Source organism: Herbidospora daliensis (genome assembly GCF_001570585.1).
Classification (GTDB): Bacteria; Actinomycetota; Actinomycetes; order Streptosporangiales; family Streptosporangiaceae; genus Herbidospora; species Herbidospora daliensis.
Map to the genome: position 1 here is coordinate 1,193,831 of NZ_BBXF01000001.1, position 25,800 is coordinate 1,219,630.

Consider the following 25,800-nt stretch of genomic DNA (forward strand, 5'->3'; position numbering starts at 1 on the left):
CCTATGGCCGGCATCGACAGCGCGGCAGTCAAGAAGATCGTCATCGCCTGCGACGCGGGGATGGGCAGCAGCGTGATGCTGGCCTCCACGCTCCGCAAGCAGCTCAAGGGCAACGGCGTCGAGGTCGTCCACGCACCGGTCGACCAGATCCCGGCCGACGCGAACGTCGTCGTCACCCACGCGGGCCTGGCCGCCCGCGCCCGCAAGTCGACGCCCGAAGGGGCGGTGCTGATCCCGTTCCAGGTGTTCATCGGCGACCCGGCGGTGACGAAGCTGGTGAACGCCATCAAGAGCGGCGGCGTGGTCGGTGGCTGACATCCCGCTCGACCCGAGCGCCATCAGGCTCGACTGCGTCGCGACGGATCGCGACGACGCGATCCGCCAGTGCGGCGAGACGCTCGTGGCGGTCGGGGCGGCGGCGGAGCCGTACATCGCGGCGATGCTGGAGCGCGAGCGCACGCTCTCCACCTACGTGGGGGAGGGCGTCGCGATCCCGCACGGCACGGTGAAGGCCAAGGAGGTCGTGCACCGCGACGCGGTGTGCGTGCTGCGCTTCCCCGCCGGCGTCGACTGGGACGGCGAACAGGTCAACCTGTGCGTCGGCATCGCCGCCAAGGGCGACGGCCACGTCCGCCTGCTGGCCGAACTGGCCGAAATACTCATGGACCCCGACGCCGCCGAGGCTCTGCGCCAGACGGCCGACGAGGCGGAGGTCCTCCGACTCCTCATGGAGGGAACAGAATGAAGGTCGCGCGCTTCCACGCGCCCGGCGACATCCGGGTCGAGGACGCCCCGGAGCCGGTGGCGGGTCCGGGCGAACTGCTGATCCGGGTGCGCAACTGCTCCACCTGCGGCACCGACGCCAAGATCCTGAAGTTCGGCCACCACCACATCCGGCCCCCGCGCGTCATGGGCCACGAGATCGCCGGTGAGGTCGTGACCGGGACCGGCGCGTTCGAGCCCGGCGACCGGGTCCAGGTGATCGCGGCGATCCCGTGCGGGACGTGCGGCGAGTGCACCCGCGGCCGGATGACGGTCTGCCCGAACCAGGAGTCGATGGGCTACCACTACGACGGCGGCTTCGCCGAGTACATGGTGGTGCCCGCGAAGGTCCTCGCCGTCGACGGCGTCAACCGGATCCCGGCCGGGGTCGGCTTCGCCGAGGCGTCGGTCGCCGAGCCCCTGGCCTGCGTGCTGAACGGCCAGGAACTCGCCCGCGTCGGCCCCGGCGACGACGTGGTCGTGATCGGCTCGGGCCCGATCGGCTGCCTGCACGTCCGCCTGGCCCGCGCCCGGGGAGCCCGGCGGGTCATCCTCGCCGACCTGAACCCCGACCGCCTGGAGATGGCGGCCGTCCTGGTCAACCCCGACGCCGCCCTGCACGGCGACGACGTCACCGAGGCGGTGCTGAAGCTCACCGAAGGCCGCGGCGCCGACGTGGTCATCACCGCGGCGGCCTCGGGCGTGGCGCAGGAACAGGCCCTCGGCATGGTCGCCCGCCAGGGCCGCATCAGCTTCTTCGGCGGCCTGCCGAAGGACAACCCGATCATCAGGCTCGACTCGAACCTCGTCCACTACCGCGAGCTGACCATCGTCGGCGCCAACGGTTCGAGCCCCGCCCACAACAAGCAGGCCCTCGAACTCATCGCGTCGGGCGCGGTGCCGGTGGCCGACCTGATCACCCACCGCCTGCCGCTGACCGACGTCCTGGAGGGCATCGACATCGTCATGCGCGGCGAGGCCATCAAAGTCACCGTGGAGCCGTGATGCCAGAGAGAACAGTGACCGTGGCCTCCTCGACGGGCCTGCACGCCCGCCCGGCCAAACTCTTCGTCCAGGCCGCGGCCGGAACGGGCGTACCGGTGAAGATCCGCATCGGCGAGGGCAAGTCGGTCAGGGCCGACAGCATGCTCGCCGTCCTGTCCCTCGGCGCGACCCACGGAACCGAGGTGACCCTGTCGGCGGAGGGAGACGGCGCCGACGCGGCCCTGGAGACGCTGGCGGAACTGCTGGCACGGGACCTCGACGCGGAGTAGCACGACGCGGGACGGCCGGGCACCCATTCGGGGGGCGCCCGGCCGTCTTCGCATTGTCCGCTAATCAGTCGGTGTTCCAGGCTTGACTCAGTCGGCCAGAAATAGAAGTTTTCCTTATATTGGCTGGATGACCTGGAATCAATGTCCACGACGAGGTGAACCGGTGGTACCTGGACATCTGTGAGAAAGATCCCGAGACGGCCGACAAGATCGAAGAGGCCCTGGACGAACTCGCTCTGCGAGGGCCCAGCCTTGGTCGGCCCCTCGTCGATCGCATTTACCACTCACGGGTACACAACCTAAGAACTGCGGCCACGCGCGCCCGGCGACGCGGAGATCCGTATGCTCTTCGTTTTCGACCCCAGTCGGGAGGCGATAGTCCTCGTCGCCGGCGACAAGTCGGGAGAATGGAACAGGTGGTACCGCACCGCGATCCCCCTCGCAGAGCAGCGCTACCTGCGGTATCAGGAGACCAGGGCGCACGAGGAGGAGTCATGAGCGAGTTCGTGAAGTGGTCTGAGACGAAGGCCAGACGTCGCGAGATCGACCCCGACTACGACTCTCCCGAGCGCGTCGAGGCCCGCGAAGCCGGCCGCGAGCAGATGCGGGCCGAGTTGCGTGGCGTGCAACTCGCGGACATGCGCAAACGCCTGGGCGTCTCCCAGCGGGTACTCGCCGAACGGATGGGAATCACCCAGGCGCGCGTCTCCCAGATCGAACACGGTCAAATCGGCGGCCTCGACGTCGTCCGGAGCTACGTCACCGCGCTCGGAGGAACACTCGAGGTGGTCGCCGACTTCGGCGACCACACCGTCAAGGTCGCCTGAACGACGCCGGCCGGTCTGTCGCCTCCCTGAACAGGCGCCAAGCTCAAGAAGGATCAGCCGAAGGCCCGGTGGCTGATCCCCGAACAGCCCGTGGCGTGTCCGCAGCACCGTCCGTGGCGGATCTGCCGCGGTGGATCCGCTGCACCATTCGCGATGGATCCGCCTCGTGGTGAATCCAACCCTTCTTGCGGATGTGCCGGGCAAGCACTGCGAGCGACGGGCCGCCTTGGTCGTGTCGGAGTCGTCGAGGCTCGGTGATCGCCCTGCTGACGGTGCCGCGGGAGCCGGTTGAGCACCTGGCTGTGATCAGGCGTGCTCAGGTCGTGGCGCGTTGGGCCGTGAGCTGGTCGAGGTTCCAGATGGTGATCTCGTACTGGTCGACCGCGCCCTCCCACATCGCGACGACCGCCTCGTTCAGCGCCTGCGGGCAATAAGCCAGGTCGTCGGACGTCGTATCGGAGAACGCCTCCAGGTGCGCCAGCACCGCCCGCTCGTCGGGCTCCTCCGACGGCGGGATCAGGCTCTGCGGTGAGTCGCCGACGGCGGTCGCGGCCCTGAGCGCGCCCAGGAGGGTGCCGTCGGAGGCGATGCGGGCCTGCCACAACTGCCAGCCGGGCTCACCGGGATGTCCGTCGAGCAGCATGGCGAGGTCGCGGCCCCGCACGATCCCCGGCTTGGCGAAGACCGACACCGACGCCACGAGGCCGTCGGCGAACTCGGCCGGGTCGACCTCGAACAGCGACTCGCTTGCGTCGAAGACCAGGTCGGCGTAGCCGTCGAGCAGGATCAGGACCTCGGGATGGCGCACCGTCTCCTGTCCCGAGAGCGCCTCGCGGCGCACCCAGCCGGGGTGGCGGTCGAGGCCGGTCTCGTAGAGCCAGTTGCCGCCGTAGAACGCCCCGTAGGTCGCGGTGGGGTCGTGGTCGGCGAGCGGGCGGCCGAGCAGCTGCCCGAAGGCGTGCGTCAGCGCGGATTCCCAAGCGGAGGACACGGTTTGCGGTTCCTGTTCGTCGTCGCGGAGGCGGTCGTCAATGGGTGAGAAGCAGATGCCGTGGACAGGCCGACCACTTACGGCCGGCCCGCCGTCGCCGCCCCAGGTGCACTGCCGTGCGCCCTTTCAGGTCGAGGGGTAGAGCTGCGGCCACAACACGATCTCATGACTCTCGACCAGGGTCTTCGGGGCCGTCATGCACCACGCCTCGGTCACCAGTTCGAACAGCTCGTCGGCCTCGATGCGGTCGAGGTGGACCACCACCCAGCCCGTCGACTCGGTCGTGAACTGCACCTCGAAGACGTCGGGGCGCTCCGCCACCAGGGCCCGCTGTTCTTCGATGGTCGACTTGAGGCCGACCGTCTGAGTGCGTTCCCACAGGTAGCCGAAGCCCTTGCCGCGCACCTTCAGCGCCACCCAGTCGCCGCCGAAGCCCTGTTTCACCTCGGGCAGATGGTCAAGCATCTTGAGGAACTCGTCCACGCTCACCGCCATGCCCCCTAGGGCTACCAGACCCCACCGACATTTTCAGCCGTCGAGCAGGCCCAGCAGGTCGGACAACTGCCGGCGCTGTTCGTCCGAAAGTACCGAGAAGACCTCCGCCGCGGCCTCGCGCCGGGCCACGCGGGCCCGTTCGTGGACGGCCAGCCCGGCGGGGGTGACCGAGACGAGGGTGGAGCGGCGGTTGGTGGGGTCGACGGTGCGGGCGACGTAGCCCGACGACTCCAGGGCGTCCACGACCGAGGTCAGGGAGCGGGGGACGATGCCGAGCAGTTCGGCGAGGCGGGCCATGCGCAGGGGCTCGCCCGCGGAGACCAGAGCGCGCAGGGCGCGCGACTGGCCCGGGTTGACGCCCAGAGGTTCGAGGCGTTCCCGGTATCCGCGCCGGATGCGGTGGTCGACCCGGTGGACCAGCTCGAACAGTTCTCCGTCGGACAAAGCACTCGCCTCATGGAATGAATGTGAGCTAACCTCCGTTTGAGTGTACATCATGGACAATGAACCCCGAGCGCCCTTGAGGCGCGTCATCCGCCTTTTCACGCCCTACCGCCGCAAGCTGGGCGCGGTCGGGCTGCTGATCGTGTTGTCGTCGGTGGTGTCGCTGGCCTCGCCGTTCCTGTTGCGGGAGATCCTCGACGTCGCCCTGCCTGAGCGCGACGCCCGGCTGCTGTCGATGCTGGCTCTCGGCATGATCGCCATCGCCGTGACGACCAGCGTGCTCGACGTGCTGCAGACGTTCATCTCGACGACGGTCGGCCAGCGGGTCATGCACGACCTGCGCAAGTCCGTCTACAACCACCTCCAGCGCATGTCGCTGGCCTTCTTCACCCGGACCAAGACCGGTGAGGTGCAGTCGCGGATCGCCAACGACATCGGGGCCATGCAGGCCGTCGTGACGACCACCGCGACCTCGTTCATCTCCTACCTGACCTCGGTGATCGCGACGATCGCGGCCATGGTGGCGCTCGACTGGCGGCTCACGCTGATCTCCCTCGGGCTGCTGCCGGTGTTCGTGTGGATCAGCCGGAAGGTCGGCAAGGAGCGGCGGCGGATCACCACGCAGCGCCAGGTCACGATGGCGTCGATGGCCTCGATGGTGCAGGAGTCGTTGTCGATCAGCGGGATCCTGCTGGGGCGCACGATGGGGCGTACCGGAACCCTCACCGAACGGTTCGCGGCCTCCTCCGACGACCTCGCCGATCTGGAGGTCCGGTCGTCGATGGCGGGGCGGTGGCGGCAGTCGTCGATCCAGATCGTGATGGCGGCCATGCCGGCGGTGATCTACTGGGCCGTCGGGTGGACGGGCGCGGTGTCGGTCGGCACGCTGGTGGCGTTCACCACCCTGCAGACCTCGATGTTCCGGCCGTCGGTGCAGCTGCTGCACCTCGGGGTCGAGGTGCAGAGCTCGATGTCGCTGTTCGGGCGGATCTTCGAGTACCTCGACCTGAAGGTCGACATCCACCCCGGCGACCGGGTGCTCGACCGGGTCAAGGGCGACGTGCGGTTCGAGGACGTCGACTTCTCCTACGGCTCGGCCCCCACCCTCACCGGCATCGACGTCGCCGTGCCGCCCGGCAGCCGCCTGGCGATCGTGGGCGAGACCGGATCGGGCAAGACCACCCTCAGCTACCTGCTCCCCCGCCTCTACGACGTCACCGGCGGCCGGGTCACCATCGACGGCGTCGACGTGCGGGATCTGACGTTCGAGTCGCTGGCCGAGACGGTCGGCGTGGTCTCCCAGGAGACCTACCTCTTCCACGCCTCGGTGGCCGACAACCTGCGCTTCGCCAAGCCCGGCGCCACCGACGAGGAACTGCACGCCGCGGCCCGCGCGGCCCGCATCCACGACCACCTGATGTCGCTGCCCGAGGGTTACGACACCCTGGTCGGCGAGCGCGGCTACCGCTTCTCCGGCGGCGAGAAGCAGCGCCTGGCCATCGCCCGCACCCTGCTGCGCAACCCCCCGGTGCTGATCCTCGACGAGGCCACCAGCTCCCTCGACACCCAGACCGAGAGGGCCGTCCAGGAGGCCCTGGACGAACTGGCCGCAGGCCGCACCACCCTGACGATCGCCCACCGGTTGTCCACGGTCCGCGACGCCGACCAGATCATCGTCCTGGACGCCGGCCGCATCGTCGAGCGCGGCACCCACGACGAGCTGCTCGTCCTGGGCGGCCACTACGCGGCGCTGGTCGACCGCGACGAGCTCAGACTGACAACGACTGAAGCGGCAGGCTGATCACCAGATAGGCGAGCCCGGCCAGCGGCGCCGCCGCGAGCAGCGTCAGCCCCCTCTCCCGCAGCGTGCGGGCCAGCAGCGGCACGAGCAGGAACACCGCCAGGCAGGCCCAGGCCTGCGGGAAGTACTCCAGGACGAACGCGTAGTAGACGCCCTCCATCCCGAAGACCCCTGCCAGCGCGGCGAGCCCGGCGACCCGCCGCCACCGCGCCGTCCCGCGCCGCCACCACAGCCCCGCGACCCCGAACACCGGCCCGGCGACGCACGCGACGACCACCCAGACCAGCGCCCAGGAGAAGTCCCCCATGACGTCGCGGACGAACGTGGCATAGGCGTAGTACCCGACGACGAGCCCCAGCTCGGCGGCGAGCCCCGCGAGGACCGCCCGCAGCAGGGCGGAGCGGCCGGGCGGCGCCAGTGCGCCCGCCACGAACGCCGCCACCGACCACACCGCGCCCGAGTTGGCGATCTGGTTCCAGGCCCCCGGGAGCCGGCCCTGCGCCAGGTTGGTCAGCACCCCGAGGGCGAGCCCGGCCCCCAGGGCGATCGCCGTCGACTTCCAGTTCTTCATTAGGCCCCCCTTGCCAGGCCGGAACTGTAGCGAAAGCGCCCGGACATCTGCTCATTTGAGTCTGCAAATGGGATAATTCGGCTGGTGAAGTTACGACACGCGCTAGTCGTCCGAGGCGGCTGGGAGGGCCATGAGCCCGTCGCCGCCACCGATCTCTTCCTCCCCCACCTCACCCAAGAGGGCTTCTCCCTCACGGTCGAGGACTCCCCCGCCCCCTACGCCGACCCCGATTTCATGGCGGGGGTCGATCTGGTCGTCCAGTGCTTCACGATGGGCACGATCACCCGCGAGCAGAGCACCGGACTGTCGCAAGCGGTCGCGGCGGGCACCGGGTTCGCGGGGTGGCACGGCGGCGTCGTAGACGCCTTCCGCGCCGAGCCCGACTACCTCCACCTGACCGGCGGGCAGTTCGCCTGCCACCCCGAGGCGGGCGGCGAGACCTTCGTGCCCCACCGGATCGAGATCACCGACCCCGGCCACCCGATCACCAAGGGGATCGCCGACTTCGACCTGGTCACCGAGCAGTACTGGGTGCTGACCGACCCGTACAGCACCGTGCTCGCCACCACCACCCACGCCGCGCAGGGGCCGTGGAGGCGGCCGGTCACGGTGCCGGCCGTGTGGACCCGCGAGTGGGGCGAGGGCCGCGTCTTCGTCGCCACGCCGGGCCACGACGTGGCCACCCTCGAGAACCCGAGCGTGCGGACGATCGTCGAAAGGGGTCTCGCATGGGCGAGCCGGTGAAGGTCGGGATCGTCGGCTGCGGCAAGATCTCCGAGCAGTACACCGAGACCCTCACGAAGCTGCCGGGTCTGGTCCTGTACGCCGTCGCGGACCTCGACCCCGCCCGCGCCCTGGCCACCGCCACCGAAACGGGCGCGACGTCGATGGGCGTCGACGACCTGGTCGACGCCTGCGACCTGGTCGTCAACCTGACCATCCCGGCCGCGCACACCGAGATCGCGCTGCGGGCCATCGCGGGCGGCAAGGACGTCTACGGCGAGAAGCCCCTCGCCGCGACCCTCGACGAGGCCAAGACGATCATGGCCAAGGGCGCCGGGGTGAAGGTCGGCTGCGCCCCCGACACCGTCCTCGGCACCGGCTTCCAGACCGCCCGCCACCACCTCGACGCCGGGCTCGTCGGCCGCCCGGCGGCGGCCGTGGCGACCATGGTCACCGGGGGCCCCGAGCCGTGGCACCCCGACCCCGACTTCTACTACCGGCCGGGCGGCGGCCCGCTGCTCGACATGGGCCCCTACTACGTGACGGCCCTGGTGACGCTGCTCGGCCCGGTCGTGTCGGCGATCGGCTCGGCCAGCCGCATCCGGGACGAACGGGTCATCGGCAGCGGCTACCGGCAGGGGGAACGGCTGCCGGTCAGCACCGACACGCACGTCACCGGGGTGCTCACGCACGCCTCCGGCGCCCTGTCGACGCTGATCATGTCGTTCGACGGGGTGACCTCCCGCGCGCCCAACATCGAGGTGCACGGCGAGCTCGGCACGATGATCGTCCCGGACCCCAACCGGTTCGACGGCGAGGTGCTGATCCACCGGCCCGCCGGGGCGTGGGAGACGCTCCCGGTCGCCGCCGGCTACCGGGACGCCGGCCGCGGCGTCGGCGTGTACGACATGGTCACCGCCCCCCGCCCGCGCGCCTCCGGAGAGGTGGCCCTGCACGTGCTCGACGTGATGGAGTCGCTGCTCCGGTCGGCCGTCACCGGACGGGCGGAGACGGTCGAGAGCACCTGCGAGCGGCCCGATCCGGTGCCGCTTCAGTCTCTCGTGTGATGGTCGGCGGCGAGTGACTGGTATTCGATGATGTCGTCGGCCGTGATCAGGCCGTCTTGGATGGCGCGGGCCAGCAGGGTCGTCTTGGTCGGGGCGGCCCTGCCGGTGCTGGCGTACTTCACCCGGGCGCGTTCGATGTACTGTTTCACGGTCGCCTCGGAGATGCCCATGCGGAGCGCGACCGACTGCTTGTTCATGCCCTGGAACCACAGCAGCAGCGCCTCGCGCTCCCGCGCCGACAACATCGGCCGGGACGTCTGCCCGTCGGCCGCCACCAGCGCCCCGGCCATCACCGGCGGGACGTAGGGCCGGTCGCGGGCGACGGCCACGATCGTGTCGACGCAGTGCTCCTTGGTCTCGTTCTTGGCGATGAACGTCGAGGCGCCCGCCTGGAGCACGGCCATCACGGTCGCGTCGTCCTCGTGCACCGAGTAGACGACCACCCGCCGCCCGGCCGCGACCAGCTCGGGGATGCGCGGCAGCGAGTTGACGCCGTTGTCGAGCTCCAGGTCGAGCAGCAGCACGTCGGCGTGCGCGCCCGCGCCGTCGAGGACGGAGTCGACCGTGTTGCCGCTGGCCACGATCTCGACCCGTCTCCCGGGGTCGGCGGCCACCCACGACCGGATGCCCTCCAGCACGACCGGGGTGTCCTCCACCACGGCGAGGGTCACGGGGCGGTCCAGCGGCTCTCTATCCACAGTTGGCTTCCTCCGTTCTCGGCTTCGACGCGGGTGGCGACGTTGGCGGCGCGCGACCCGTCGGCCGAGGGCAGCGACGGGGCGTCGGTCAGCACGCTGACGATGACCTCGCGCGGGGTCGCGACGAGGGTGACCCTGGCCTGGCGGCGGGCCCGCGCCATGCCCTCGATGGGGGCCTCGACGAGCGCGCGGCGCACCTCCAGCGGCAGCGGCGGCACCGTGCCTGCGGTCAGGAAGAGCACCACGACGCCGCGCCGTTCGACGTCGAACGCGCAGGCCCGCAGGGTGTGCAGGAGCGGGTCGGGGGCGTCGTCGGTCTCGGCGATCAGGCGGCGTAATCGGGCCGCGCCGACGGCGCTCTCGTGCCGGACGTCGGGGTCGGCCGGGTCGGCTCCCCCGGCGAGCAGGTTCAGCACCGGCGCGACGGCCGAGCGCACCTCGGCGTAGCGGGCCAGCCGGTCGGCGTGGACCTGGTCGGCGGCCTTCCTGGCGGCCTCGGCCCCGGCGGTCCGGTTGGAGTTCTCCACCGCCCACCGGGCGGCCAGGTCGAGGGCGTGGCCCCCGGCGCTCGCGCCCGCCTGGAGGGTGATCGCGCCGACGCTGACGACGAGGAACTTGCTCAGCGACCGGGGGTCGAGGGTGCCGGCCAGCGCCAGCCCGGCGAGCGTGACGACCACGTTGGCCAGCAGGAACAGGCTCAGGTCGCGCAACCAGGTCGGCCGGTCCCAGAACAGGACCATGGCCAGCCAGCCGACCGAGCCCCACCCCCAGTCGGCGGCGTTGACGACGTCGCCCGGCTCGCAGGCGGCCATCACCATCGCCGAGACCGCCAGCGCGCCGGCCGCGTAGGGCCAGACGGTGAAGCGGAGCGGCAGCTCGCGCAGCAGGGCGACGGCGGCGACCACGGCGATGGCGGCGTAGAGCACCCAGGCGAGCCCGGCCAGCCACGGGAACCGGTAGTCCTCCCACGTGCCGACGGTGCCGACGAGGTCGAAGCCGAGATGCCAGGCGGCCACGATCGAGACGGCGGCCCGGCGCGCCCCCAGGCTGTAGTTGCGGCGGACGCTCGTCTCCGAGGCGGTCACGGCGTCCACCTGAGAGTGATCTTGGTGCCCTGGGGGCCCGACTCGACCACGCCCCGGCCGCCGACCATCTCGATGCGGGCCAGGATCGACACCCGCAGGCCGTAGCGGTGGTCGGGCACGCGGGCCACGTCGAAGCCCAGGCCCCGGTCGCGCACCTCGACGACGACCGCGCCGTCGTCGGCCACGGTCAGCACCACGGCGGCGACGGTGACGTTGGCGTGCCGCACCACGTTCGCGAGCGCCTCGGCGACCGCTTCGAGGAACGCCTCGGCGACCTCCCACGGCACCGACACCGGCGTCAGCCGGGTGTGGATGGTCAGCCCCGACCGGGCCGCCCCGGCGGCCAGCCGCTCGTGCAGCGGCACGTGGTCGGGCCCGGTGCCGCCGCCCTGCGACATGCGGTCGAGGTCGGCCAGGTGGCGGGCGGCGGTCTCGCGCAGCATGGGCGAGGTCGCGCCGATGCCGCCCGCGCCGATCATCATGAGGGTGGCGAGCACGCTGCCGTGCATGCGGCTGTTCTGGGCGCGTTCGTCGCGGCGGCGTTCGCGTTCGACGGTGGCCTTCTCCTCGGCCTCGCGGGCCGCCGCGAGCTCGCCGTCGGCGTTCGCCGCGCCCCTGCGGAGCAGGCTCATCAGCACGGCCGTCGCGCCGACCTGGAGCACGTGGATGCCGGCCACCGCGAACGAGCCCGAGCCGTAGAGGTGGGCGACGACCACCACGAGCCCGGCCGGGACCGCCGGACCGGCCCGCCAGGCCAGGTTGACCGCCACGATCGTCATGGTCACCAGCCCGCCGACCCAGCTGGCGCTGTCGCCGATGAGGGTGCGCGCGACGAGTTCGCGCTGGAAGACGCACAGGGCCGAGGTGATGAGCACCTCGACGGTGATCACCCAGGGCAGCAGCCCGTAGGCCCAGCCCGCCCAGGTGAAGAAGACGCTCCAGCACAACAGCCCGGCCACGACCGGGACCAGCACGGTGGGGTCGACCGGCGGGGCGAGCCCGAGGAGTGCGGCGGTGGCCGCGACGACCCCCGCGACGCCCCGCATGACGGCTCCGCAGCGGGCGGTCACCCGGTCGAGCGCGGCGGTCGCGGGCATGCGCCCACCCGCGTCGAGCCGTACACCCAATGCCATCAGACGCCTCACTCGGAAGGCCGGATCATGACCGCGCCCTGAGAGTGTAGAGCCGTTTGTATGGTTGTCGGCCGAACGGCCGTCATAGGTACGCGTCTGTAACCCGGTCTAATTGAGACGATATTCGTCACGGGTGGAGGGCCGGGCAACATGCAGTACGCGACGGAGAGCGAGATCCGCTCGACGATCACCTCGGCACGGGTCACGGATCCGGGGATCGCGATCCAGTTCGACGACCGGGTGAGCCGCGGCGACCTGACCGCCCTGGTCAGCCTGATCGCCAGCATCGTCCGGCTGTTCCTGGGCCTGGCCAAGAAGATCGACGACGAGACCGCTTCACGGGTGGCGCGCTCCTACCTGGCCTGATACGCATGGGTTCATGACGCTTCACCCGAATCTGGATCCCGATCTGCGGGCCGAACTCGCGGCGGATGACGCTCCCCCTTACGACCTGGACACGGCCGACCTCGGCCAGATCCGCCGCGACCGCGCCTCCGTCTGCCTCCCGCCCGGCGAGGGGATCACGGTGAAGGACGTCGACGCCGACGGCCTGCGGCTGCGCGTCTACCGCCCGGCGGACGCCGGGGACGAGCCGCTCCCCTGCCTCTACTGGATCCACGGCGGCGGCATGGTCTTCGGCCTGCCGGAGATGGACGACGCCCGGGTGTCGCGCTGGATCGACGCGCTCGGCTGCGCCGTGGTCTCGGTCGACTACCGGCTGGCCCCCGAACACCCCTTCCCGATCCCCCTGGACGACTGCTACCGGGGACTGGTGTGGACGGCCGACAACGCCGCCTCCCTGGGGGTGAACGCCGGCCGCCTGGCGATCGGCGGCAACTCGGCGGGCGGGGGCCTGGCGGCCGGCTGCGCGCTGATGGCCAGAGACCGCGGCGGCCCGGCGCTGCGCCTGCAGATGCTGCTGTGCCCGATGCTCGACGACCGCGACGACACCCCCTCGACCGAGCAGTTCGCCGACTCGATGTGGTCGCGGACCAACAACCGCTGGGCCTGGCGGGCCTACCTGGGCGACCTGACCGAGACGCCGGTCTACGCCGCCCCGGCCCGCGCGACCGACCTGTCGGGCCTGCCGCCCGCCTACGTGGACGTCGGCGAACTGGAGATCTTCCGCGACGAGGACGCCCGGTACGCCCTGCGGCTGGCGGCGGCCGGGGTGCCGGTCGAGTTCCACCTGTGGCCCGGGGCCGTGCACGGCTTCGCCGGGGCCTTCTGGCACACCCCCATCGGGCGGCGCTCGACGGCCGAGCAGATCGAGGCGCTGCGGCGCGGTTTTGTCGGTGGGGGTATCTAGGCTGCCGCGTGTGAACCGTACGGATCGGCTATACGCCCTCGTCGAGGAACTGCGGGCCGTCTCGCCCCGGCCCCGGTCGGCCCGCGAGCTGGCCGAGAGGTTCGAAGTGAGCGTGCGCACCATCGAGCGCGACGTGGCCGCGCTCCAGGAGGCGCGTGTCCCCATCTACGCCGAGTTCGGCCGCCGCGGCGGCTACGTGCTCGACCGGCGCATGTCGCTGCCGCCCCTCAACTTCACCCCCGAGGAGGCGGTGGCCATCGCCGTCGCCCTCAGCCACGAGGAGCTCCCCTTCGCCGAACAGGCCAGGAGCGCCCTGCGCAAGGTCATGGACGCCATGCCCGACGGCGAGGGCGAACGCGCCCGCGCCCTGGCCGAGCGGGTCCAGCTGGTCCGCGACGACGACCGCCCCGCCGACCCGATCGCCACCGTCATCGACCAGGCGGTCCTCAGCGGCGGCGTGCTCCGCATCGGCTACGCCGACGCCAAGGGCGTGCCGACCGAACGCGAGGTCGAACCGGGCGTCTTCGTCGGCAACCGGAGGGGCGAGTGGTATCTGGTCGGCTGGTGCCGCTTACGCGAGGCGGTCCGCGTCTTCCGCCTCGACCGCATCGCGGGCGCGGAGGCCACCGGCGAACGCGCCCCGGCGCGCCCGGCGGCCACCTTCGCCTCCGAAGCCGGCCTCCTCCGCCAGCCCGCCCTGAGCTGACTGCCCATGCGAGAGCCGGTCGTCAGACCGCGGCGTTCTGCGCGAGCAGCGGCAGCCTGACCGTCACGATCAGCCCGCCGCCCTCCCGAGGCCGGGCCTCCGCCGTGCCCCCGTGGGCCCGCGCGATGGCGCGCACGATCGAGAGGCCCAGCCCGGCCCCGCCCGCCGAGCCGGTCCGGTCGGGGTCGAGGCGGATGAAGGGGTCGAACAGCCGGGCGGCCTGGGCGGGGGCGATCTCGCGGCCGGTGTTCTCCACGGTCACGTAGGAGTGGCCGGCGCCGTTGCCGGTGCGGACCGTCACCTCGGCGCGGTCGTCGTTGTAGGTCACCGCGTTGTCGACCAGGTTGCGGATCATGCGTTCCAGCAGCACCCCGTCGCCGACCACCGGGGCCGGGAACTGGCGCGCCACCGTGAGGCCGTGGGCGAGCAGCGACGGGCGGGCCAGGTCGGCCAGGTCGCCGTCCTCCCGCCCCGACAGGTCGCGTTCGCTCAGCGCCAGGGTGAGCAGGCCCTCGATGAGGCGTTCCTGCCGGGAGTTCGAGTCCAGCAGTTCGTCGCGCACCGGCCGCAGCGCCGCCGGGATCAGGCCGTCGGACATGGAGACCTGGAGCAGCGCCCGGTTGATGGCCAGCGGGGTGCGCAGTTCGTGGGAGGCGTTGGCGACGAAGCGCCGCTGGCCGTCGAAGGCGTTGTCGAGGCGTTCGAGCATCGAGTCGAACGTGTCGGCCAGGTCCTTGATCTCGTCGTGCGGGCCGGTCATCGAGATGCGCCGGTGCAGGGTGTCGGTCGACAGGCGGCGGGCGGTGTCGGTGACGTGCTGGAGGGGGTCGAGGGCACGTTTGGCGACGTACCAGCCGACGGCGAGGCCGACCAGGCCGACGAGCACGGCGGCGAGCAGCGACCACCAGACCAGGGCCCCGAGGACCGTCTCGTGGTAGTCCTCGACCTGCTTGTTGAAGAAGAACAGCTGCTTGTCGCCGGTGAGCGGCGGCAGCTGGTCGAGCGGCAGGCGGATCGTGACGCGCCGCGTGAGCTGCCTGCTGACGACGATGTAGTTGATCATCACGAGGACCAGCGCCGCCGCGAAGAACAGGCTCCCGTAGACGAGGGTGAGCCGGGCCCTGATCGGCATGCGGTTCACAGGCGGTATCCGGCGCCGGTGACGGTCTCGATGACGGGCGGGTCGCCGAGCTTCTTGCGCAGGGTCATGACGGTGACCCGCACCGAGTTGGTGAAGTAGCTGATGTTCTCGTCCCACGCCTTCTCCAGCAGGTCCTCCGCGCTGACCACGGCGCCGTCGGCGCGCAGCAGGATCTCCAGCACCGCGAACTCCTTGGGGCTGAGGGCGACGTACCGGCCGTCGCGGAACACCTCCCGGCGGGCCGGGTCGAGCCGCACCCCGGCCCGCGCCAGCACCGGCGGGTGCGCGAGAGGCACCCGCCGGGCCAGCGCCCGGAGCCGGGCGACCAGTTCGGGGAAGTCGAACGGCTTGGCGAGGTAGTCGTCGGCGCCGATCGACAGGCCCTCGACCTTGGAGCGCAGGTCGCCGGCGGCGGTCAGCATGATGATGCGGGCCGGGATCCGCCGGGCGACCAGCTGGCGGCACACGTCGTCGCCGTGCACCGCCGGCAGGTCGCGGTCGAGCACGATGACGTCGTAGTCGTTGGTCAGCGCGCGTTCCAGGGCGGCGTCGCCGTCGTGCACGACGTCCACCGCCATCGTCTCCCGGCGCAGCCCGGCCGCCACGACCCGGGCCAGCACCTGCTCGTCTTCGGCCACCAGCACCCGCATGGTCCGCATCCTGCCGGTCCGGGGGTAAACACGGCTTAAGCGCCCTGTTTACGCACTCAGGGCGAGAGTCGGCGACATGCGGGCGGCCCGCATCGCCGGGTAGAGCCCGGCGACCGTCCCGACGAGCAGGGTCGCCGTCAGCGCCCCGGCCGGCGCCCAGGCCGGCACCGTCGGGGGCAGGCCCGTCCAGGTCGCGTACGCCACCGTGACCGCCCCGCCCAGCAGCGCCCCGGCCACCCCGCCGAGCCCCGATAGCAGCAGCGACTCGGCGAGGAACTGGCCGCGCACCTGGCCCCGGGTCGCCCCGAGCGACCGCCGCAGGCCGATCTCCCTGCGCCGTTCGAGCACCGAGATGACCATCGTGTTGGCCACCCCCACCCCGCCGACGAGCAGCGCGACCGCCCCGATGCCGAGCAGCAGGCCGGTGAACGCCGAGTCGGCGGCGGCCCGCGCCGCCAGCGCGTCCGACGGGCGGCTGACCTCCACCTCCTCCGGGTTCTGCGGCGAGGCGGTGGCCGGCAGGACCGCCCGCACGGCGTCGACCTGCGCCGGCTCGGTCCGGGTGTAGATCGTGGTCGGGTGGCCGTCGAAGTTCAGGTACGTCCCGGCCGCCCCGAACCCGACCAGCGCCGACCGGTCGACCTCCGGCGCGAGCGGCGAGGCGGCGAGGATGCCGACGACGGTCCACCACCGGCCGCCGATCCACAACTGCTCCCCCACGTCGCGCACCCCGAGCCGGTCGGCCGCCACCGTGCCGAGCACGACCGCGCGCAGCGACGCGGTGCCCTCGTTCAGCCAGACGCCCTCGGCGACCGGGGTCTGCAGCGCCCGCAGCAGTTCCGGCGAGGCGGCCCGGGTGGTCAGCCCGCGGGTCGACTGCGGGTCGATCCGGTCGGTGCGGTAGACGGGCGTGCCGGTGTCGCCGGTCGCGCCCGCCACCTCGACCGGGCCGACCGCGCCGACCATCGCGAGCGCGGTCTCCGGCAGCGAGGTCGGCTGGCCGAACAGGCTCTGGCCGGGCGTGACCCGCAGCAGGTTGGTGCCGAGCCGGTCGAGCTCGGCCAGCAGCTGGGCCTTGGACGACGACGAGATCCCGACGACGGCGACCATGGTCGCGATGCCGATGGCGATGCCGAGGGCCGACAACACCGCCCGCGCGGGCCGCACCCGCAACCCGGCCGCGCCGACCCTGACCAGGTCGCCCCAGGTGAGCCGGGCCGGACGCAACTCAGCCATCGGACACCACCACGCCGTCGCGCAGCCTGATCCGGCGCGGCGCGGCGGCGGCCACGTCGGCGTCGTGCGTGATGATCACCACGGTGGTGCCGGCGGCGTTCAGCTCGCCCAGGAGCGTGAGCACCCCCGTACCGGAGACCGAGTCGAGGTTGCCGGTCGGCTCGTCGGCGAGCAGCAGCGCGGGTTCGCCCACGACGGCGCGGGCCACCGCGACCCGCTGCCGCTCGCCGCCCGACAACTCGTTGGGCCGGTGGCCCAGCCGGTGGCCGAGGCCGACCCGGGCCAGCGCGCCGGCGGCCCGTTCCCGGCGTTCGCGGCGGCCGACCCCGGCGTAGAGCAGCCCGTCGGCGACGTTGTCGAGCGCGCTGACGCCGTCGGCCAGGTGGAACTGCTGGAAGACGAAGCCGATGCGCCGGGCGCGCAGCGCCGACAACTCCCGGTCGGACAACGTGGCGACGTCGTATCCGGCGATCTTCACGGTGCCCTCGGAGGGCCGGTCGAGGGTGCCGATGAGGTGCAGCATCGTCGACTTGCCCGACCCCGACGGCCCGGCGATGGCCACCAGCTCGCCCGAGGCGACGTGCAGGTCGACGCCGCGCAGGGCGTGCACGCCGCCCGGATAGGTCTTGGCGGCGCCGGCCAGTTCGATGACGGCGGTCATTCGGCCGGCACCTCGACCTTCATGCCCTCGGCCAGCCCGGCGCCCTCGATCTCGACGCGCCCGGCCGCGAACAGCCCGGTCGTCACCTTCGTGACCGCGCCGGCGATCCGCACGCCGTAGCCGCCCTCGCGCAGCGCCAGCAGCGCCTCGACCGGCACCGACAACACGCCCTTCCGGGTCTCGCCGGTCAGCCCGACGTCGACGGGGGCCTGGTCGAACCGGCCGAGCCGGCCGTCGGCGGTGATCTCGACGTCGATGGTGGCCTCGCCGCCCTCCTGGGCGGGCGGCCGGGCGACCGTGCCGATCGAGGTGATGCGCCCCTTGCCGGTCCGCCCGTCGGGGGTCTCCAGCGTCACCGCCGCGCCGAGCCGGGCCAGTTCCTGGTCGGAGGCGTTGAGGTCGACGTGCACGACCCGCTTGGTGCCGGTCGTGGCGATGACCGACCGCCCGGCGGGCATGCCCGGCTCGGCCGTCACCTGGGCGACCCGCACCGCGCCGGCGGCGACCACCACCTCCTCGGGCCCGACCGTGCCGGTCTCGTCGAGGTTCAGGTCCTCCTGCCAGTCCTGTACGGCCTCCCGCGTCGACCAGGTGAACTCGTCGTCGACCGTGCCGGGGTCGTAGCCGAGCGCCTTCAGGTTGCGCTCCAGCTGCCGGACGTCGCGCCCCGACGTGGCGGTGCCGAGGCGGCGGTACATGGGCGTGGCGCCGTACAGGAGGACGACGGGTTTGCCCGAGACGGCGTAGAGCCGTTTGCCGCGCCGGACGACGGCGCCCTCCTCGGGCGTCCAGGTGACGGTGCCGCGGGCGGCGTTGGGCAGGTCGCGGCGGTTCTCGTAGCCGAGGGTGCCGCCGACGGTCTCGGCGTCGGCCAGGTCGCCGCGGGTGATCTCAGCGGTCGCCACCGCGACCGGCGGGGGCGGCGGGGGCTCGTCGAGCGTGGCCGCCGCGACGCCGCCCCCGGCCAGCGCGGCGACCGCCACCCCGCCGGCGAGCAGCCCCTTCCTCACTTCGGGCCCCCGCCGGGCAGGTGCTTCTCGCAGATCGCCTGCGCCTTCTCCGCCTCGGCGGAGCCCATGACCCCCTTGGGCGCCCGGATGAGCATGCGCCCGCCCTCGACCTGCGGGTCGGGCATGTCGACGCCGTTCTCGCGCATGCAGTCGGTGTATTTCTGGACGGCGTCGGCGAATTGCGCGTCGCCCATTCCGGGCCCGCCGCCGATCGGCCGGTACTGCTCGCACGCCTCGTTGGCCTTCTCGACGGTCGCCGGGTCGACCCCCTCCTTGATCCGCACCCTGACGGCGTTGCCGCCGGGCTCCGGATCGGGCACGTCGATGCCGTGCTCACGCATGCACTGGGCGAATTTGACGGCGTCTCCGGACGCCGCCGGGCTGGGCGCGGGGGCGGAGGCGGTCACGCCCCCGGCGGTCGCGACGCCGCTCTGCTGGGCGGTTCCGCACGCGGCCAGGAACAGCGGCACCGCCGCGATCAAAGCCATTCTGATTCGGGTCATGCGCAATTTCTAGCGAGACCCCGTTAAACACCCATTAAGCGAATTCGTTTATCTCGTGTTTAGGTGACGGAAAAGGCCCGCGGAGAAGACGGGCCTTTTCCCGGAGGTTACTGCGGCGGCCGGTTGCCGAGCTGGCGGCGGAGCTGCTCCAGCTCACGCTCCAGGTCGGCCACGTTCCGGTCCTGCGGCTGCTGGGGCTGGGCCTGCGGCTGGTGGCCGTAGGGCTGGTGCTGCGGAACCGGCCCGCCCCCGTGCTGTCCGTACTGGCCGGCCGGCTGCTGACCGTGCTGGCCGCCGTGGGCCTGCTGGTAGGCCTGGTAGGGCTGCGACGGGGGCCGGTAGCGGGTGGTGCTCTCGGCCGGGGGCAGCGAGTGGGCCTGCGGCGGCTGGTAGGCCGGGATCTGCTGGGCCTGCGCCTGGTAGGGCGGGGCGCCGTTGTAGACCGGGATCTGGGCGCGCTTGTTCCGCTTGGCCCGCTTGACCAGCAGGCGGAGCAGCACCAGGCCGAGCAGGATCGCGACGATCACCCCGGCGCCGATGAGCAGCCAGAAGCCCGACGACTGCGGCGACTCGTCCTTGCCGGCCGTGATGGCCTGCTGCGAGTTGGTGATGTACTCGGCGACCCATGGGTGGGTGGGGTGCAGCGCCTGGACCTCGCGGAAGACGGGCAGCGCCTCGGAGTAGTGCTTGAGGAAGAAGGCGTCCAGGGCCGTGTTCCAGCGGGTCGTGGTGGCCGAGGCGGTCGGCTTGATGCCCTTCTCGTTGAGCTTCTCCTTGATCACCGAGATCGGGAGCACGAACGACTCGTTCTCCGACGCCTCCCCGCCCTCGGAGACCGTGCCCGCGATCAGCATGCCGATCACGTCGCCGTCCTTGGAGAACACCGGCCCGCCGGAGTTGCCGTGGTAGGAGGGCGCCTGCGTCTGGATGTACGGGACGCCCTTGTCGGTCGTCCGCAGCGCGTTGTACGGCCCCTCGGTCAGCGCCGGGTCGAGCTTCGACTCCAGGCTGAAGAACGGGGTGTTGGTGACCAGCCCGGGGAACCCGCTGATGTAGAGCGTCGACCCGACCTGGACGTCGGCGTCGTCGCCGAGCGGCACGGTCGGCAGGTTCTGCTGCCCGTTGACCTTGAGCAGCGCGTAGTCCTTGCCGGGGTAGCTCTCGCCGACGTCCACGAGCTCGGCCACGATCGGCTTGGCGGTCTTGTCGACGCCGCCGCCCGGGTGGGCCTGCAGCACCGCGATCTCCTTCTTGAGACCGTCGATCCGCATGTTGGCCGCGTTGAAGTTGATGAAGAGGTTCTCGGCGAGCTTGATCATCTCTTCGTCGGGCGAGAGGTCCTTGACCATCTCCAGGATCCCCTGCGCGTCCTCCTCGTAGAACTTGGAGAGCGCCTGCTGGGCGAAGACGTCGTTGAGCTGCTTGTCGCCCATCTCGACGCAGTGCGCGCCGGTGACCATGTACCCGTCGGGGGTGACCCACCAGCCGGTGCACATGCCGCCGACCTCGGCGTCCACGACCCGGTTCGGGCTGCCCGGCACCAGGTAGGCGCCGACGTTCGCGTTCATCTGCTCGAACATGTACTTGGCGATGGTGCGCTGGTCGGAGGCGACCTTGCCGGCCACGACGTCGGCGGTGATCTTGTCGACGAGCGCGTAGAGGTTGGCCTCGTTGACGGCCGGGGTGGGCACGCTGACCTGGCCCGTGTAGGTGAGGCTGGTGAGCTGGACGGCGGGGTGGGTCTGCGCGGCGAGCCGGGTCCCGATCGGGACGTCAGGCGTCTCATCCGCGTACGCGGGAGATGCGGCGAGCACCGACACCGCCGCGGTGGCGACGATGATTCTTCTGAGGTTCACGGCACTGATCGTCGGCCAGCCGCCTTGTCCACCACTTGTGAGTGACTTGGGGTTTCCATTACCCGAGGGAAAACCCCAGGGCAGACCCGGTGGTGGACGGTTTGGCCCGTTCCTACCGTTGCGGACATGGCCAGAGCCGTCCCGCCCGGGACCGTCACGATCGCCGGCCGCCCCTTCGTCGCGGCGGTGCTCCCCGACGTGTACGACGCCCGCGACCTCCCCTACCGCCCCCTCCTGCGGCCGCTGCCCGACGTGGTCGACAACCGCGCCGGACGGCGGGTCCTCACCCAGGAGGGGGCCTCGTGCACCGGCCACGCCCTGGCGGCCGTCATCGCCTCGGCGCGCGACGGCCTGGCGGTGAGCCCGTACATGCTCTACCGCCTCGGCCGCCGCTACGACGAGTTCGCCGGGGAGGAGGACGTCGGCTCCTCGCTCCGGGGCGTCCTGAAGGGCTGGTACCACCACGGCGTGCTGCCCGAGGACGCCTGGACCGACCCCGAGCCCGACCTCAACGACCCGCTGGTCGCGGCGGAGGCGGCCCGCATCCCGATGGGCGCCTACTACCGGGTGACGCCCGGCAACCTCGACGACGTGCAGTCGGCCATCGCCGAGGCGGGCGCGGTGTGCGTGTCGGCGCTCGTGCACGAGGGCTGGCGGGAGCCGTGCCCGGAGAACGGCGCCCACGTCATCCGCCGTCTCGGCGGCCACGTGCCGCTGGGCGGCCACGCCTTCGCCTTGGTCGGCTACGACGAGACGGGTTTCCTGGTGCAGAACTCGTGGGGCCCGTCGTGGGCCGGCGGCGGCTTCGCCACCCTCCCGTACGACGAGTGGCTCGCCACCGCCTACGACGCCTTCGCGGTCCGCCCCGGCGTGCGGGGCACCCCGCTGAGCACCCGCTCGCGCCCGGCCCCGGAGGTCGCCGCCGCGGCCGCGGGCGTGGACCTGGCCCCCTACGTGGTGAACCTGGGCAACGACGGCCGCCTGGCCCGGATCGGGACCTTCGAGAGCTCCCCCCGCCAGATCGAGGCCGCTCTCACCCAGATGGACGCCGCCCACGACAAGTGGGGCGGCGAGGAACGCCACGTGGTCCTCTACGCCCACGGCGGCCTGACCAGCGGCGGCCGGGGCCAGGACATCGCCCGGCGGGACCTCGGCTGGTGGCTGGCCAACCGGATCTACCCGGTCACCTTCGCCTGGCAGACGGGCGCGATCGAGACCCTCGTCGACCAGCTGGCCGACCTGACCCGCCGCTTCCTGCCCGCAGGCGGCCCGGCGGAGTGGCTGACCGAGCAGGCCGACCGCGCGGTCGAGGTGGTGGCGCGCGGCAGCCTCGCGTGGGCCTGGGACCAGATGAAGCAGAACGCCCGCGCGGCCTCGGAACCGGTGGCGGACGAGGTCGACTGGACCGCCACCCGCTCGCGGCACCCGGGCGCCACCCTGACCGCGCTGGCGCTCGCGAACCACCTGCACCCGGGCACCCGCGTCCACCTGGTGGGCCACAGCGCCGGCTCGATCTTCCTGGCCGCCCTGGCCGGACGGCTGGTGGAGGCGGGCGTGCCGATCGCGTCCACGACGTTCCTGGCCCCCGCCATCACCGTGGCCGACTTCCGGCGTACCCTCGGCCCGCTGCTCCCCCGGCTCGGCCGGTTCACCACGTTCGCCCTGACCGACGACCTGGAGCTCGGTGACGTGTGCGGCGCCGTCTACCGCAAGTCGATCCTCTACCTGGTCTCCCGCGCCTTCGAACGGCCCGCCGAGGCGGGCGGCGAGGTGCCGATCCTCGGCATGGCCAAGCATCTGGCGGGCCTCGACGTCCCGGTCGTGCTGGCCGGCACGATGACCCCGATCACCGACCACTGCGCCGCCCGGGGCCACTCCGACTTCGACACCGACACGGCGACCATGACCTCGGCGCTGCTGCGCATCCTGGGCCGCCGGGCCCTCGACGCGACCCTCACTCCCTACCGCTGAGACGGGAAAGGCCCCCGAGAGACTCGGGGGCCTTTCAGCGAGACGCCTGGGCTCAGACGCCCATCGCCTCGGTGTCGTTCGACTCGGCGGTGGTGCCGATCTCGGTGACGCCGTTCTTGAGGTGGTAGCGGGCGATCGCGTCCTTCAGCGTCTCCGGCTTCACCTCGCCGCGCTTGGCGAGCTGGGTGAGCACCGCCAGGGTGATCGAGGCCGCGTCGACGTGGAAGTGCCGCCGCAGCGCCGAACGGGTGTCGGACAGGCCGAAGCCGTCGGTCCCGAGCGAGGTCCAGTCGCCCGGCACCCACTGCGCGATCTGGTCCTGTACGGCCCGCATGTAGTCGCTGACGCCCACGAAGGGCCCGGGTACATTCGACAGCTTGGTCGTGACGTAGGGGACCTTCTGCTCGGCCTCAGGGTTGAGCAGGTTGTGCTCGTCGCACGCCAGGGCGTCGCGGCGCAGCTCCGACCACGAGGTGGCCGACCACACCGAGGCGGCCACGCCCCACTCGTCGGCCAGCATGCGCTGCGCCTCCAGGGCCCACGGCCCGGCGACGCCCGACACCAGGATGTTGGCCTTGGGGCCGTCACCCTGGGCGGGGGCGAACAGGTAGAGACCCTTGAGCAGGCCCTCGACGTCGAGGCCGGCCGGCTCGGCGGGCTGCTGGTAGGGCTCGTTGTAGACGGTCAGGTAGTAGAAGACGTCTTCGGCGTTCTCGCCGTACATCCTCCGCAGGCCGTCGCGCACGATGTGGGCCACCTCGTAGGCCCACGACGGGTCGTAGGACACCGCGGCGGGGTTGGTCGAGGCGATGAGCGGCGTGTGGCCGTCTTCGTGCTGCAGGCCCTCGCCGTTCAGGGTGGTCCGGCCGGCGGTGGCGCCGAGCAGGAAGCCGCGGCCCATCTGGTCGGCCAGCTGCCACATCTGGTCGGCCGTGCGCTGCCACCCGAACATCGAGTAGAAGATGTAGATCGGGATCATGTGCTCGCCGTGCGTGGCGTACGCCGAGCCGACCGCGATCGTGGAGGCCATCGAGCCCGACTCGGTGATGCCCTCGTGCAGGATCTGACCCTCGGTCGACTCCTTGTAGGACAGCAGCAGGTCCCGGTCGACCGCCTCGTAGGTCTGCCCGTAGGGCGAGTAGATCTTGGCGGTCGGGAACATCGCGTCGATGCCGAAGGTGCGGGCCTCGTCGGGGATGATCGGCACGAAGCGCTTGCCGATCTCCTTGTCGCGCATGAGGTCTTTCAGCAGGCGGACGAACGCCATGGTGGTGGCGACGTTCTGCTTGCCCGACCCCTTCGACATCTGCTTGTAGGCGTCGTCGCCCGGCAGCTTGAGGGTCTTGGCGCGCACGACCCGCTTGGGCAGGAAGCCGCCCAGCGCGTGGCGGCGCTCCTTCATGTAGGCGATCTCGTCGCTGTCGGGACCCGGGTGGTAGTAGGGCGGCAGGTCGCCCTCGAGGTCCTTGTCGGGGATCGGAAGGTAGAGCCGGTCGCGGAACTCCTTGAGCTCCGCCTTGCTCAGCTTCTTCATCTGGTGGGTGGCGTTGCGGGCCTCGAAGTCCTTGCCCAGCGTCCAGCCCTTGATGGTCTGCGCCAGGATGACCGTCGGCTGGCCGACGTGGTCGCGGGCCGACTTGAAGGCCGCGTAGACCTTGCGGTAGTCGTGACCGCCGCGCGAGAGCTTGCGGATCTCGTCGTCGGACAGGTGCTCGACCATCTTGCGCAGGCGAGGGTCGCCGCCGAAGAAGTGGTCGCGGATGTAGCCGCCGTTCTCGACCGAGTAGGTCTGGAACTGGCCGTCGGGCGTGGTGTTCATCTGGTTGACCAGCACGCCGTCGACGTCGGCCGCCAGCAGCGGATCCCAGTCACGGCCCCAGACGACCTTGATGACGTTCCACCCGGCGCCCCGGAAGTACGACTCGAGCTCCTGGATGATCTTGCCGTTGCCCCGGACCGGGCCGTCGAGCCGCTGCAGGTTGCAGTTGATGACGAAGGTCAGGTTGTCGAGCTCCTCGCGGGCCGCGAGACCGATGGCGCCGAGCGACTCGGGCTCGTCCATCTCGCCGTCGCCGAGGAAGGCCCACACGTGGCTGCGCGAGGTGTCCTTGATCTTGCGGTCGTGCAGGTAGCGGTTGAACCGCGCCTGGTAGATCGCGCCGATCGGGCCCAGCCCCATGGAGACCGTGGGGAACTCCCAGAAGTCGGGCATGAGGCGCGGGTGGGGGTAGGACGGCAGCCCCTTGAACCCGTGGGACAGCTCCTGCCGGAAGGCGTCGAGCTGGGTCTCGGTGAGGCGGCCCTCGAGGAAGGCGCGCGCGTAGATCCCCGGGGCCGCGTGGCCCTGGAAGAACACCTGGTCGCCCGACTCGCCGTGGTCCTTGCCGCGGAAGAAGTGGTTGAAGCCCACTTCGTAGAGGGACGCGGCGGAGGCGTAGGTGGCGATGTGGCCGCCCACGTTGGTGCGGGCGTTGGCCCTGGTCACCATGATCGCGGCGTTCCACCTGCTGTAGGCGCGGATCCGCCGCTCGACGTATTCGTCGCCGGGGAACCACGGCTCGCGCTCGGGGGCGATCGTGTTGATGTAGTCGGTGCTGCGCAGACCCGGGACGCCGACCTGATGCTCACGCGCCCGTTCGAGCAGGCGGAGCATCAGATAGCGCGCTCGGGTTCGCCCCTCCGTCCTGACGACGTTGTCGAGCGACTCAAGCCACTCCTGGGTCTCGCTTGGATCGACATCAGGGAACTGGCTGGGTAGGCCGTCACTGATGATCGAGAAACGCTGGCGTCCGGAAGCCACTGGGTCTCGCCTTCCGAGAATGGACTTTTGTCGGTCTAGGGTTCGGGTTCCATCCTGGCTGCTCCCTGCGGAAGATGCATCTCTAC

General features: G+C 71.5%; 28 protein-coding genes. 13 read left to right on the top strand and 15 right to left on the bottom strand.

Annotated features, from left to right (window positions below; translation table 11 throughout):
• Positions 1–3 precede the first annotated feature (3 nt).
• From AW274_RS04690 to AW274_RS04715, 6 genes are all read left to right on the top strand, one after another.
• Entirely contained in the window at positions 4–315 is a 312-nt protein-coding gene (locus AW274_RS04690; protein WP_062429646.1) for a PTS sugar transporter subunit IIBC family protein, read from the top strand.
• Positions 308–745, top strand: a complete 438-nt coding sequence (locus AW274_RS04695) for a PTS mannitol transporter subunit IIA (RefSeq protein ID WP_062429648.1) — start codon at positions 308–310, stop codon at positions 743–745. The genes AW274_RS04690 and AW274_RS04695 overlap by 8 nt, the downstream gene beginning before the upstream one ends.
• Positions 742–1,767, top strand: coding sequence for a zinc-dependent dehydrogenase (locus tag AW274_RS04700; protein ID WP_062429650.1), 1,026 nt, complete (start codon positions 742–744; stop codon positions 1,765–1,767). Before AW274_RS04695 ends, AW274_RS04700 begins: the two co-directional genes overlap by 4 nt.
• Entirely contained in the window at positions 1,767–2,036 is a 270-nt protein-coding gene (locus tag AW274_RS04705; RefSeq protein WP_062429652.1) for an HPr family phosphocarrier protein, read from the top strand. The genes AW274_RS04700 and AW274_RS04705 overlap by 1 nt, the downstream gene beginning before the upstream one ends.
• Positions 2,037–2,378: 342 nt before the next feature.
• Positions 2,379–2,534, top strand: coding sequence for a type II toxin-antitoxin system RelE/ParE family toxin (locus tag AW274_RS42895; protein WP_369408606.1), 156 nt, complete (start codon positions 2,379–2,381; stop codon positions 2,532–2,534).
• Positions 2,531–2,863, top strand: a complete 333-nt coding sequence (locus AW274_RS04715) for a helix-turn-helix domain-containing protein (protein WP_062429654.1) — start codon at positions 2,531–2,533, stop codon at positions 2,861–2,863. Before AW274_RS42895 ends, AW274_RS04715 begins: the two co-directional genes overlap by 4 nt.
• Positions 2,864–3,179: 316 nt before the next feature.
• Here AW274_RS04715 and AW274_RS04720 read toward each other — a convergent pair whose 3' ends face one another.
• The 3 genes from AW274_RS04720 to AW274_RS04730 form a co-directional block, all read right to left on the bottom strand.
• Complete coding sequence (locus tag AW274_RS04720) at positions 3,180–3,854, bottom strand: hypothetical protein (RefSeq protein WP_062429656.1); 675 nt, start codon at positions 3,852–3,854, stop codon at positions 3,180–3,182.
• Between the two features lie 126 nt (positions 3,855–3,980).
• Positions 3,981–4,349, bottom strand: a complete 369-nt coding sequence (locus tag AW274_RS04725) for an MmcQ/YjbR family DNA-binding protein (RefSeq protein WP_198169010.1) — start codon at positions 4,347–4,349, stop codon at positions 3,981–3,983.
• A gap of 33 nt (positions 4,350–4,382) precedes the next feature.
• Entirely contained in the window at positions 4,383–4,793 is a 411-nt protein-coding gene (locus AW274_RS04730) for a MarR family winged helix-turn-helix transcriptional regulator (protein WP_062429659.1), read from the bottom strand.
• Between the two features lie 76 nt (positions 4,794–4,869).
• On the opposite strand from AW274_RS04730, the gene AW274_RS04735 reads away from it, so the two are divergent.
• Positions 4,870–6,594 (top strand): ABC transporter ATP-binding protein, encoded by a 1,725-nt coding sequence (locus tag AW274_RS04735; RefSeq protein ID WP_269750533.1) that lies wholly within the window; start codon positions 4,870–4,872, stop codon positions 6,592–6,594.
• Here the strand turns inward: AW274_RS04735 and AW274_RS04740 are convergent.
• Positions 6,563–7,165: a DUF6518 family protein gene (locus AW274_RS04740; protein WP_062429661.1), complete on the bottom strand. Its 603-nt coding sequence runs from the start codon at positions 7,163–7,165 to the stop codon at positions 6,563–6,565. The two genes, AW274_RS04735 and AW274_RS04740, sit on opposite strands and share 32 nt — an antisense overlap.
• 84 nt (positions 7,166–7,249) lie before the next feature.
• On the opposite strand from AW274_RS04740, the gene AW274_RS04745 reads away from it, so the two are divergent.
• The gene (locus AW274_RS04745) at positions 7,250–7,909 is read left to right on the top strand and encodes a ThuA domain-containing protein (protein ID WP_062429668.1); all 660 of its coding nucleotides are present in this window, start codon (positions 7,250–7,252) and stop codon (positions 7,907–7,909) included.
• A complete protein-coding gene (locus AW274_RS04750; protein ID WP_062429670.1) occupies positions 7,894–8,955 on the top strand; it encodes a Gfo/Idh/MocA family protein in 1,062 nt (353 codons plus the stop codon). Before AW274_RS04745 ends, AW274_RS04750 begins: the two co-directional genes overlap by 16 nt.
• Here the strand turns inward: AW274_RS04750 and AW274_RS04755 are convergent.
• The 3 genes from AW274_RS04755 to AW274_RS04765 are packed head-to-tail and all read right to left on the bottom strand — an operon-like array spanning position 8,940 to position 11,871.
• The gene (locus tag AW274_RS04755) at positions 8,940–9,626 is read right to left on the bottom strand and encodes a response regulator transcription factor (RefSeq protein WP_083973832.1); all 687 of its coding nucleotides are present in this window, start codon (positions 9,624–9,626) and stop codon (positions 8,940–8,942) included. The genes AW274_RS04750 and AW274_RS04755 overlap by 16 nt on opposite strands.
• The gene (locus AW274_RS04760; protein WP_157519764.1) at positions 9,623–10,738 is read right to left on the bottom strand and encodes a hypothetical protein; all 1,116 of its coding nucleotides are present in this window, start codon (positions 10,736–10,738) and stop codon (positions 9,623–9,625) included. Before AW274_RS04760 ends, AW274_RS04755 begins: the two co-directional genes overlap by 4 nt.
• Positions 10,735–11,871 carry a sensor histidine kinase gene (locus AW274_RS04765; RefSeq protein WP_157519765.1) on the bottom strand — a complete coding sequence of 379 codons (1,137 nt, stop codon included), beginning with the start codon at positions 11,869–11,871 and terminating at the stop codon, positions 10,735–10,737. The genes AW274_RS04760 and AW274_RS04765 overlap by 4 nt, the downstream gene beginning before the upstream one ends.
• A gap of 150 nt (positions 11,872–12,021) precedes the next feature.
• On the opposite strand from AW274_RS04765, the gene AW274_RS04770 reads away from it, so the two are divergent.
• The 3 genes from AW274_RS04770 to AW274_RS04780 are packed head-to-tail and all read left to right on the top strand — an operon-like array spanning position 12,022 to position 13,886.
• Positions 12,022–12,237 (top strand): hypothetical protein, encoded by a 216-nt coding sequence (locus AW274_RS04770; protein WP_062429676.1) that lies wholly within the window; start codon positions 12,022–12,024, stop codon positions 12,235–12,237.
• A gap of 13 nt (positions 12,238–12,250) precedes the next feature.
• A complete protein-coding gene (locus AW274_RS04775) occupies positions 12,251–13,180 on the top strand; it encodes an alpha/beta hydrolase (protein ID WP_062429678.1) in 930 nt (309 codons plus the stop codon).
• A gap of 10 nt (positions 13,181–13,190) precedes the next feature.
• On the top strand, positions 13,191–13,886 hold the full coding sequence (locus tag AW274_RS04780) for a helix-turn-helix transcriptional regulator (RefSeq protein WP_062429680.1): 696 nt from the start codon (positions 13,191–13,193) through the stop codon (positions 13,884–13,886).
• A gap of 22 nt (positions 13,887–13,908) precedes the next feature.
• On the opposite strand, the gene AW274_RS04785 is transcribed toward AW274_RS04780, so the two are convergent.
• The 7 genes from AW274_RS04785 to AW274_RS04815 all read right to left on the bottom strand — a co-directional run bounded on the left by AW274_RS04785 (position 13,909) and on the right by AW274_RS04815 (position 20,943).
• Positions 13,909–15,018 (bottom strand): sensor histidine kinase, encoded by a 1,110-nt coding sequence (locus tag AW274_RS04785; RefSeq protein ID WP_083973895.1) that lies wholly within the window; start codon positions 15,016–15,018, stop codon positions 13,909–13,911.
• Between the two features lie 5 nt (positions 15,019–15,023).
• A complete protein-coding gene (locus AW274_RS04790) occupies positions 15,024–15,677 on the bottom strand; it encodes a response regulator transcription factor (RefSeq protein WP_062334536.1) in 654 nt (217 codons plus the stop codon).
• A gap of 48 nt (positions 15,678–15,725) precedes the next feature.
• Positions 15,726–16,913, bottom strand: coding sequence for an ABC transporter permease (locus AW274_RS04795; RefSeq protein ID WP_062429684.1), 1,188 nt, complete (start codon positions 16,911–16,913; stop codon positions 15,726–15,728).
• Positions 16,906–17,574, bottom strand: a complete 669-nt coding sequence (locus AW274_RS04800; RefSeq protein ID WP_062429686.1) for an ABC transporter ATP-binding protein — start codon at positions 17,572–17,574, stop codon at positions 16,906–16,908. Before AW274_RS04800 ends, AW274_RS04795 begins: the two co-directional genes overlap by 8 nt.
• Positions 17,571–18,584 carry a peptidoglycan-binding protein gene (locus AW274_RS04805; protein ID WP_063813069.1) on the bottom strand — a complete coding sequence of 338 codons (1,014 nt, stop codon included), beginning with the start codon at positions 18,582–18,584 and terminating at the stop codon, positions 17,571–17,573. Before AW274_RS04805 ends, AW274_RS04800 begins: the two co-directional genes overlap by 4 nt.
• The gene (locus AW274_RS04810) at positions 18,581–19,087 is read right to left on the bottom strand and encodes a hypothetical protein (protein ID WP_063813070.1); all 507 of its coding nucleotides are present in this window, start codon (positions 19,085–19,087) and stop codon (positions 18,581–18,583) included. Before AW274_RS04810 ends, AW274_RS04805 begins: the two co-directional genes overlap by 4 nt.
• A 107-nt stretch (positions 19,088–19,194) precedes the next feature.
• Positions 19,195–20,943, bottom strand: a complete 1,749-nt coding sequence (locus AW274_RS04815) for a S1 family peptidase (RefSeq protein WP_062429690.1) — start codon at positions 20,941–20,943, stop codon at positions 19,195–19,197.
• Between the two features lie 126 nt (positions 20,944–21,069).
• Between AW274_RS04815 and AW274_RS04820 the strand changes: the two genes are divergently transcribed.
• Positions 21,070–22,914 (top strand): C1 family peptidase, encoded by a 1,845-nt coding sequence (locus AW274_RS04820; protein ID WP_062429692.1) that lies wholly within the window; start codon positions 21,070–21,072, stop codon positions 22,912–22,914.
• Between the two features lie 52 nt (positions 22,915–22,966).
• Here AW274_RS04820 and aceE read toward each other — a convergent pair whose 3' ends face one another.
• Positions 22,967–25,714, bottom strand: a complete 2,748-nt coding sequence (aceE, locus tag AW274_RS04825; protein ID WP_062429694.1) for a pyruvate dehydrogenase (acetyl-transferring), homodimeric type — start codon at positions 25,712–25,714, stop codon at positions 22,967–22,969.
• Positions 25,715–25,800 lie beyond the last annotated feature (86 nt).